General features: G+C 38.1%; 1 protein-coding gene and 1 rRNA gene. Both read left to right on the forward strand.

Going from position 1 to position 698, the window contains the following annotated elements:
• The first annotated feature begins 4 nt into the window (after positions 1-4).
• Positions 5-118 (forward strand): 5S ribosomal RNA (gene rrf / locus JMX07_RS13535).
• Positions 119-256: 138 nt separating this feature from the next.
• Entirely contained in the window at positions 257-652 is a 396-nt protein-coding gene (locus JMX07_RS13540) for a HEPN/Toprim-associated domain-containing protein (protein WP_201608440.1), read from the forward strand.
• Positions 653-698 lie beyond the last annotated feature (46 nt).

Consider the following 698-nt stretch of genomic DNA (forward strand, 5'->3'; position numbering starts at 1 on the left):
CTTTGCTGACGACAATAGCGCGATGGCCCCACCTGATCCCTTCCCGAACTCAGAAGTGAAACATCGTAGCGCCAATGGTAGTGTGGTTCGCCCATGTGAGAGTAGGTCATCGTCAGCTCTCTATTCTAGATAAAGCCCCCTTTGCTAACGCGGAGGGGGCTTTTCTTTGTGCGTGATTAAAAAGATACTCATGATATAAAAATTAACTGCTAAACTAACTTGGTTAACTAATTATTAGTGAATCGAGGAAATATATATGGGTTCAATGGTTTCATTTGGTATTGGGAAACTAGAATTAGATTGGGGTAAAAATAACTCTTACAGCGATCATGGGTCTTTATTTCAGCTCAGTGATGTAAAAGATATCCCTTATTATTATTCGGATAATATTATTGAATATAAAGAAGGCTTAAGTCGAAAACTTGGATCAACAAAAAGACGTTTAGACCTTCTTGGCTACAATCTAGATTCTCTTAAAAAGCAGCATGAAGATCATTTAAATGAAGTTCCAGAGTATTATCCTGATATACCTCTACCATTTGACGATTTCTACTCAATTATATCTAATTTAGATATTGAACCGCCCCGACTTTATCGGAGAGTGATTTACTTGAGTCAGGCAGCGATGCCTGACAGGGTTAAATTATCATAATACCGCTTTTCAAACTCAAAGGGTGACACATATCCAATCGTGCTAT

Origin of the sequence: Psychrobacter immobilis, from assembly GCF_904846235.1 — a bacterium.
Lineage (GTDB): Bacteria > Pseudomonadota > Gammaproteobacteria > Pseudomonadales > Moraxellaceae > Psychrobacter > Psychrobacter immobilis_C.